This is a genomic window from Thiocystis violacea (genome assembly GCF_016583575.1).
GTDB classification, from domain to species: Bacteria; Pseudomonadota; Gammaproteobacteria; order Chromatiales; family Chromatiaceae; genus Thiocystis; species Thiocystis violacea.
The window spans coordinates 1-8,545 of record NZ_NRRG01000093.1 but is presented as its reverse complement, the minus strand read 5'-3'; the positions used below and the strand labels follow the sequence as shown (position 1 = coordinate 8,545).

Genomic DNA, 8,545 nt, shown 5'->3' with positions numbered 1-8,545 from the left:
GCTTCGGCGCCGAACGGCTCTGTGTCCTCGGATTCATGCTCGATGGACGACCGTTCAAGGTCGAGCATGACATGAGGCTCGTGCTGTATTAGCTAGGCGAGGCTATTCGTTTTGTACTGTACTGAGATAAAAATCATTGACATGGCGCTCAACGGGAGTGGCATTCGCGATACCGCGCGCGTGTTGAAGGTGTCCCAAACCACCGTCATCAAAGAAATAAAAAAGAGTCGTCTCTCAGTTCTGTTAACGAAATCGCACTCGAAAAACTAAAGCTAAGCGAAATTACCGTTGAGATTCATAAAGTTGAGACTGTTGAGGCCGAGCTGGACGAAATGTGGAGCTATGTTCAATGCAAAGAAAAACCACGCTGGCTATGGCCTGCGATCGATCACCAGACGGGTACTGTCCTGGCCTATGTGTTCGGTCGGCGCAAAGATACGGTATTCCTCTCTCTGAAGGCGCCCCTTGAGCCATTCGGTATTACACGCTTTTATACGGACGACTGGGGCGCTTATCCACGCCATTTGCCAGCGCAACAACAGGTCATTAGCAAAGCGAATACCCAAAAAATCGAACGCAAGCATCTTACTCTCAGGACGCGGATTAAACGGCTGGCGCGGAAGACCATTTGTTTCTCAAAGCTCGAAACGAGGCACGATATCGTCATCGGATTGTTTATTAATCGATACGATTTTGGTCGCTCCGTGTAAGCGCCATATCTAGAGCACTACCGTCAGCAACTGGGGTGGACAGTTCGTGACGGCTGTTCCGCGTCTGGAAATTCACGCGAATTCCGGAAAAAAGCTTACTTGGAAGTGAGATCAGCAGGATGATAGGGGCTACGCAAGCGGCTTAGCGCCCATGACGATATGCACGAGCAGCGATATGAGTAGCAACGACCTGTACACACATGACATCCACGCCTGGACATGGCAAACGGCCGAGTTACTCAAACAACGTCGCTTCCAGGACGTCGACGTCGAGCATTTGATCGAGGAGTTGGAGAGCATGGGGCGACGTGATCGCCAGGAGATGGTTAGCCGACTCAAGATATTGCTCGGGCATTTGCTCAAATGGCAATACCAGCCGACGCATCGTTGCGGTTCCTGGCGTGGCTCCATTCTGGAGCAACGGCTGCGAATCCGCGACTTGTTGCAGGATTGTCCCAGCCTGAAGCCGTTTTTGCCCGAGGCCGTTGTCGCCGCTTACGCGGATGGCGCTAAACTGGCCAGTAAAGAAACCGGGCTGCCCATTGCGCACTTTCCAGCTCACCCCCAGTATCCACTTGCGTCATTGCTGGACGACGATTGGATGCCAGAATAACACCGGTTGCGGGACGGGTTCTACATCAAAAGGTGCTGGATGTCCGTGATGACCGCTTTGAGTTTGATCGGACTGGATTGCTTTCCGCACAACTCCGGCACCACACTGATCGAATCGCTCTACATGGGCGTCCCCTTCGTCACCCTAGCCGCGCGCCCAAGCGTGGGGCGGATCGGCAGCATGATGTTAGCGGGCGCGGGTCACGACGAGTGGATCGCCGACAGCGAGGACGACTACATCGACAAGGCGGTGGCGCTGGCCTCCGATCTGGAACAACTCGCGCGCATTCGCGCCGGATTGCGCGGCGAGTTGGAGGCCGGACCCTGGCGCGACGAGGCCGGGTTCGCGCGTCGGGTCGAACAGGCCTATCGCGAAATGTGGCGGCGCTGGTGCGCGGACGAAGCGTAGGACACTAAACGCATGGCCACGCAACTTAATCGACTCGCGGATAATCTGCTGGCGCTGTTAAGAGCAGGCCAGCTTGCGCAGGCCGAGGCGGTTGCGCGCACACTCACGCAACGAGAACCACGCAATGCCTTTGGCTGGAAAGTGTTCGGTTCTTTACTGGCGCGTGACACGGACCGTCTGGAGGAGTCCGTGGAGGCACTGGAGCAGGCCCGTCGTTTGGCGCCGCAGGATGCCGAAACGCTCAATAGTCTTGCGCAGGCTCGACAGGGCCTGGGACACTTGGACGAAGCCATCGAACTCTATCGTCACACGCTGATCCTGCAACCGGAACGTCCCGAATTTTGGAATAATCAGGGGCTGGTTCAACAAGAATTGAAACGGCTGGACGAGGCGCTTGAAAGTTACGACGAGGCACTCAGGCGTCAGCCCGACTTCATCAAGGCGCACAACAATCGCGGGAGTGTGCTGAGGGAACTGGGCCGCATGCCAGAGGCATTGGCAAGCCATGAGCGGGCGCTGGCGCTCGATCCGAACCATGCCGATAGCGCGTTTCAGCGGGGTCTTGTCCTCCATGAACTGGGGCGCTTTAATGATGCATTGAATGCCTATTCGCAAGCTCTGGCGCTTGCTCCGCTATCCGTTCTCGCCTTGACCAATCGTGGCAACATCTTGCGAGTGCTTGGCCGCTACGACGAGGCGCGAACGAGTCTGGATCTGGCGCTGGCGATCCAGCCGGCTTCCTGCGAGACATTGAACAACCTGGGTATCCTGTTGTACGAACTCGGTCAGCTCGACAATGCTTTAGAGGTGCTGGACGCCGCGCTGTATATCAGACCCGACGATGCCGAGGCGCTGACCAACCGCGGCAATGTGCTCAAGGATCAAGGGCGGCTGGACGAAGCGCTATTCTGCTACCGGCGGGCATTGGATCGGCAACCGGAGTTACTCTTCCCCATGCAGAATCGCTTGTTTTGCCTTAATTATCAGGCCGGCATCCCGCACCGTCGGGTGTTTGATGAACATTGCTCCTTCGAGCGGGATCAGGCCGCCAGGATCGCCCGACTTCCCGCAGTCAGACCTGTCGCCAAAGACTCGGAGCGACGACTGCGGATTGGCCTGGTCTCGGGCGACTTCCGATTTCACTCGGTGGCCTTCTTTATGCTGCCGATCCTGGAGCAACTCGACCGCCAAGAGTTCCAGGTGTTTTGCTATTCCACTGACCCCAGACGGGACGAAGTGACACAGGCGTTTCAGCGTCTGGCCGATGGTTGGATCGATGCCGCGGGGCTGCGGCCTATCGCGCTGGCGGAGCGCATTCGCCAGGATGGCATCGATCTGTTGTTTGACCTCAGCGGGCACACCGAGGGTAACGCCCTGCTGGCCTTTGCCGCCAAGCCCGCGCCAGTGCAGCTCACCTGGATTGGCTACCCCAACACCACCGGGCTGACGTCCATGGACTATCGTCTGGTGGATGCCGTGACCGACCCACCGGGAGAAGCCGACACCTGGCATTCGGAGCGTTTGATCCGACTCCCCATGGGTTTTCTCTGTTATCGTCCCTGGGATTTAGGTGTTGTGCTGGCGGTCGGTCCACCGCCCTGCCTTGAGAGTGGCCGGATCACCTTTGGCTCCTTCAACAATCTCGCCAAAGTGACGCCCACTACCCTTGAATTGTGGAGCGATGTTCTGCAACGAATGCCAGATGCACGCTTGTTGCTTAAAAGCCATACTGCGGCGGATCTTAAAAGCTGGAACTCCACGGCCGCCTATTTCGTGACGCGCGGTATTGCACCGGAACGTGTGGAGCGTCTCCCCCGCGCGCCCTCGTATCAGGCGCATCTTTTGCAGTATCGGCGTATCGACGTGGCACTCGACACCTATCCCTATCACGGCACCACGACGACCTGCGAGGCGCTTTACATGGGCGTACCAGTGGTGACACTCGCGGGTGATCGGCATGTCTCGCGGGTGGGAGTCAGTCTGCTGACCCGTGTCGGTCTGACCGAACTGATTGCGCACTCTGGCGAGAATTATGTAGAGATCGCCGCTGATCTCGCGCACGATCAGGAACGTCTCAGCGGTTTGCGTGGCGGTTTGCGCGAACGCCTCGAACGCAGCCCGCTACGCGACGAAATCGGCTTTACCCGGACACTGGAAGGTGCCTTGCGCCAGATGTGGCGCATCTGGTGCGCTGGCGAGTCGCCCCGCGTGTTTGAGGTTCGGCCAGGCACTGCGTCCCATGGGCGACTATAGGCCGTCGATGATCAGGCAGGATTCGCAAGCATGACCGACACTCAAGCCCCCCGATCAACACGTCACTGGCCATCAGGATGAATCAATACGCGGACATCTACGAACGGGATCTCAACGCCTGGATCGAAACTCAGGTGCGGCTATTGAGGCAGGGCCAAACCCGAGAGATCGACGTCGAACACCTCATCGCGGAACTAGAGGACATGGGAAAAAACAACCTCCGCGAGCTCGAAAGCCGTTTGTCATCTTGATCGCCCATTTGCTCAAGTGGCAATTTCAACTGGAGACCCTTGCGGCGCAATGGAAGGAATTCGAGGAAAAAAGCTGGCGCAAGACCATGATCGAGCAACGTGTTCAACTCCTGTTTTTGATCAAGGAAGTTCCGAGTTTAAAAGCATCGTTCCAACTGGCCATGGAAGAAGCTTATCCCGAGGCGCGGCGGGTAACAATCAAGGAACCAATTTATCTCCTGGGCTGTTTCCGACCGTCTGCCCTTACTCAATAGCGGAAATTCTGGATGAGGATTTCTATCCAGAGACATCGGATAACTGAATTAAAGATCGAATCTCGAATTTCAACTGAGAGAACATGATGAATCAAAACCGTTGGCCGACCCAATTGGCTTCCTATTCCTACGCCCAGCCACTTCTGATCGGATGGCAGATTGCGGATCACTCCATCGATCCATATTGGCCAGAATATGAACAGGCACTGAATACCTACCTGGCATCACAAGACGAAACCTGCACCCTCGGCGAGCGATATGGCTGGCTAAACAAGAGCAGGAATCAATTCCATGCGCTTGCTACGAAAGGGGATGGGCATATAGGCACCAGTCTTGCCTTGATCCGCCTGAATTCCGAGCTAGGGAATTGTCAGGCCGCCATGGATACGATCGAGCAAATGCTGAAGTTGATGCCCTGGCTGGCGGAAGCGCTTCCGGATGATTTACAGATCCATATCAATCGCCCTTTTTTGGCACCTATCGCCTCATTCGATAATCGGTTTGTGGAAGGCGACTTGGGGCAATGGCTGCAGGCAGCGATTATGGAAACCCTGGAAACCCTGGAGAAGCAAGAACAGCCGATGTCCTGACTAGCAGGCCGGCGCCAGACTATACTAACAGTTAAAAACGATCATTGATGAAAAAGCAAAGCGATGGAGAGTCGACAGTCACTATATCAGACGATCGCCCGTTGACGGCCAAACTAAGAAAAAATCTGGCTGGACGATTTAATAAAGATGAAGCGATGGCTCCAGATGCTTGTGCTAGATCAAGTGCCGATCCACGGGTGCTTCATTTGTCTACCCTGGATTGCGCGGGTGCGGGTGTCGCCGCTTATCGTCTTCATACAGGATTGCGCCGGATTGGCTTGCAATCGAGCATGTGCGTGCTGCACAAAGCCACCAAGGATCCGACTGTTCATGTTATTCAAGGAATACAGGACTCCGGCATTGACCGTCAGATCGTCTCGCTATGGCCGCATTTGCTCGCTCGATGGGGCCATACGCTGCGAAATTTCCCCAATCGATCCCGGACTCTATCTTTTTTTTCGACCCCGGACGCAATTGTCCCTATAAAACAACAAGTCAAGAATGCGGACATCATTAACATGCACTGGGTTGCTGGCATGTTGGATATCCAGGCGATGCCGGAGCTTTTCAGGGGCAAGAAGCTGTTCTGGACGCTGCATGACATGAACCCATTCACCGGTGGTTGTCATTATGCGCAGGATTGCAGGCGCTATGAGCAGGGCTGCCACCATTGCCCACAGTTGGGGCCAGGCTCCGACGATCGGGATCTCGTGCGTGAGATCTGGATTCTTAAGCGTGATCATTATGACGCGCTTAACCTCACCGTGATAACCCCCAGTCGATGGCTGGGGCAGTGTTCGCAAAACAGTTTGCTTCTGGGACGTTTTCCACATCGGGTCATTCCTTATGGGCTCGATCTGGAAGAGTATTTTCCGTTGGAACCAGCACAGGCTCGCCAGCAGCTTGGTCTGCCGCAGGATGCGCATGTCATCCTTTTTGGCGCCTCGGAAGTCGGCGATTACCGGAAAGGATTCGATTTGTTTCGTAATGCCATTGATTCCTTGGCCCAGTTGACAAAGAACAAACCTCAAGGAATTATCCTGGCGGCATTCGGTCAATCGGGAGATCTTGACTCACTTAAAACACCTTATCGTTTTCATGCGCTTGGCCACCTTGATACGGCATCACAACTACGTGCCGCTTATTCGGCGGCGAATGTGTTCGTGATTCCGACCCGGGAAGACAACCTGCCGAATACTGTCCTTGAAAGCATGGCCTGCGGGACGCCCGTCGTTGCCTTCGATCTGGGAGGACTGCCCGATATGATCATTCATCGTCAAACAGGGTATCTAGCCCCCTTTCCTGACGTTGAAGAGATGGCCAGAGGGATTGACTGGATCATTCAGCAGGGTGCGGCTTCGTTCCAGCAGCGTTGTCGCGAGCATGCGTTGCAGCATTACTCCTTGAGCAAACAGGCCGAGCGATATATGGCGTTATATGGCGAGATTCCTCAATCCGAGCAGTCGGACAGTGCCGCTAATAGAGTGGGTCATGCACGCTAATTATGCAGTTCGGTATAGGCTCGAATATAATCGAAAAGACCAAGATGATGCTTGATCAAGAGCGCGACCGATTTCTAAAGCTTCTTGACCAGGCGCGAGAGGCATTGACCCATAAGGATTTCGCTTCCGCGCTTCAGCGAGCAGCCGACATCAAAGCCACACGTTTACCGATCAAGGGAACGGACCAGGTGCGTGGAAAGGCCTTTCTGGGTTTAGGGGCGACTCAGGCGGCCATCGAGGCGTTCAGGGAGGAATTGCGCTGTTTCCCGGAGAATCCAAAGCTGCGAAAACAGTTAGCGCAGCTGACTGCCTGGCGATCTCATCCATCGTCTCATGCCGATGAGTGTGATGCTCTGATCTGGCGGGTTCGCGAGTATACGATGCTGAGCCCTGAACGACTTCGATCCCTTTACACACTAGTGAAGCGGATTTGCCAGGAGGATCGACCTGGATGTTTTGTCGAATGTGGCGTGGCCGCGGGCGGTTCCTCGGCGCTGATCGCCTGGGTCATCAATCGCTATTCCAAGCGGCTACGTCAGCTCTTCTGTTTTGATACATTTGAGGGCATGCCCGATCCGGGGGTGGAGGATCGGATGGCGGGTAATATATCGGCATCTCAGTCGGGATGGGGCGCTGGAACCTGTCGAGCGCCCGTCGAATCCTTGGACGCCATCTGTAATACATTAGGCGTATTCCCGATTGTTCGCCCAGTCCAGGGATTATTCCGCGATACTTTACCAAAATGGCGCGAGACCTTAGGAGAGATCGCCTTTCTGCACATGGACGGCGATTGGTATGAATCTACCCATGACATTTTGTCCAATTTATACGAGCAGATTTCACCGCACGGATATATCCAGATCGATGATTATGGACATTGGAGCGGTTGTCGCAAAGCCGTGCACGAATTTGCTGCTCAACGCCGGCTGAAGTTTGATTTTCATGATATCGACGCGACCGGCGTTTGGCTGGAAAAGATACCGTGGAATCCATCGGAGAAGCGGCTCTTGAATCTGGGCTGCGGCAACCGATACCATGGTGACTGGATCAATGTCGATTTCACTTCGTCTTCCGATCAGGTTATCTCGTATAATCTGCTGCAAGGAATTCCGTTCGAAAAAGCAAGTTTCGACGTTGTCTACCACTCGCATATTCTGGAACATTTTCCAAAATCACAAGCACCGTCTTTTCTCCTGGAATGCTATCGGGTTCTTAAGCGAGGGGGGATCCTGCGAATCGCGGTTCCCGACTTGGAAGCCATTGCGCGCGACTATCTGCGCTGGCTTGAGCTTTCGTTAGAAGGGGATCCTGATGCACAACGGAATTACGATTGGATCGTATTGGAAATGTTCGATCAAATGGTCCGCAACAGATCTGGCGGTGAGATGTTGCGGTATTGGCGGCTCAATCCCATGCCGGCCGAGGATTATGTAATTCAGCGTATGGGCTCGGAAGTCAAGCAGGTCATCAGCTATATCCGAGTATCGGCAACGGGTTATCCAGTTCAAAATGATCAAGCATTGAAAGATCCTGAACAGATAGGCCGATTTCGCCTGTCTGGAGAAATTCATCAGTGGATGTACGATCGCTATTCTCTGAGTAAATTGCTTCAAGATACTGGTTTTGAACACATATCCGTCTGCCGTGCGGACCAGTCCGCTATTCCTTATTTCAATGAATACCTGCTGGATATCGAAGCGGACGGATCGGCAAGGAAACCGGATTCATTGTTTATGGAAGCGCAAAAACACTAAGAGGCTGTCTAAGAGACTGTATAGGAACTTTTCGCTATAGATAAACCGAATTAACACCTGAATCCGTGATCTGAATGACGCGGCAACGTCCTCTTGGCAAATAGCGATGCCGGAATTCATTTCAGCGACGCGAATAGCGCCCGGGCGGGGACGAATCGGTCCACGGAAGGGCGGTTGGGCGAGAAGCTGCGGGCGACAGACAAAAGGATA

6 protein-coding genes and 2 pseudogenes are annotated in these 8,545 nt (G+C 54.4%); all 8 read left to right on the top strand.

All coding sequences use genetic code 11. The features are described from left to right. Positions 1 to 129: 129 nt before the first annotated feature. Positions 130 to 710, top strand: a pseudogene (locus tag CKO27_RS22770) (IS1 family transposase); the annotation flags it as partial. A 175-nt stretch (positions 711 to 885) separates the two neighbouring features. Then, a complete protein-coding gene (locus tag CKO27_RS22765; protein ID WP_200377205.1) occupies positions 886 to 1,323 on the top strand; it encodes a DUF29 domain-containing protein in 438 nt (145 codons plus the stop codon). Positions 1,324 to 1,371: 48 nt separating this feature from the next. Continuing rightward, complete coding sequence (locus tag CKO27_RS22760; RefSeq protein ID WP_242471083.1) at positions 1,372 to 1,731, top strand: O-linked N-acetylglucosamine transferase family protein; 360 nt, start codon at positions 1,372 to 1,374, stop codon at positions 1,729 to 1,731. Positions 1,732 to 1,743: 12 nt separating this feature from the next. Next, positions 1,744 to 3,984, top strand: a complete 2,241-nt coding sequence (locus CKO27_RS22755; protein WP_200377204.1) for a tetratricopeptide repeat protein — start codon at positions 1,744 to 1,746, stop codon at positions 3,982 to 3,984. Positions 3,985 to 4,061: 77 nt separating this feature from the next. After that, a pseudogene (locus CKO27_RS25420) lies at positions 4,062 to 4,489 on the top strand (DUF29 domain-containing protein). 83 nt (positions 4,490 to 4,572) lie between these two features. Further along, positions 4,573 to 5,079, top strand: coding sequence for a hypothetical protein (locus tag CKO27_RS22745; protein ID WP_242471082.1), 507 nt, complete (start codon positions 4,573 to 4,575; stop codon positions 5,077 to 5,079). Between the two features lie 47 nt (positions 5,080 to 5,126). After that, positions 5,127 to 6,581: a glycosyltransferase family 4 protein gene (locus CKO27_RS22740; RefSeq protein WP_200377202.1), complete on the top strand. Its 1,455-nt coding sequence runs from the start codon at positions 5,127 to 5,129 to the stop codon at positions 6,579 to 6,581. 44 nt (positions 6,582 to 6,625) lie between these two features. After that, positions 6,626 to 8,335, top strand: coding sequence for a TylF/MycF/NovP-related O-methyltransferase (locus tag CKO27_RS22735; RefSeq protein WP_200377201.1), 1,710 nt, complete (start codon positions 6,626 to 6,628; stop codon positions 8,333 to 8,335). Positions 8,336 to 8,545: the final 210 nt, after the last annotated feature.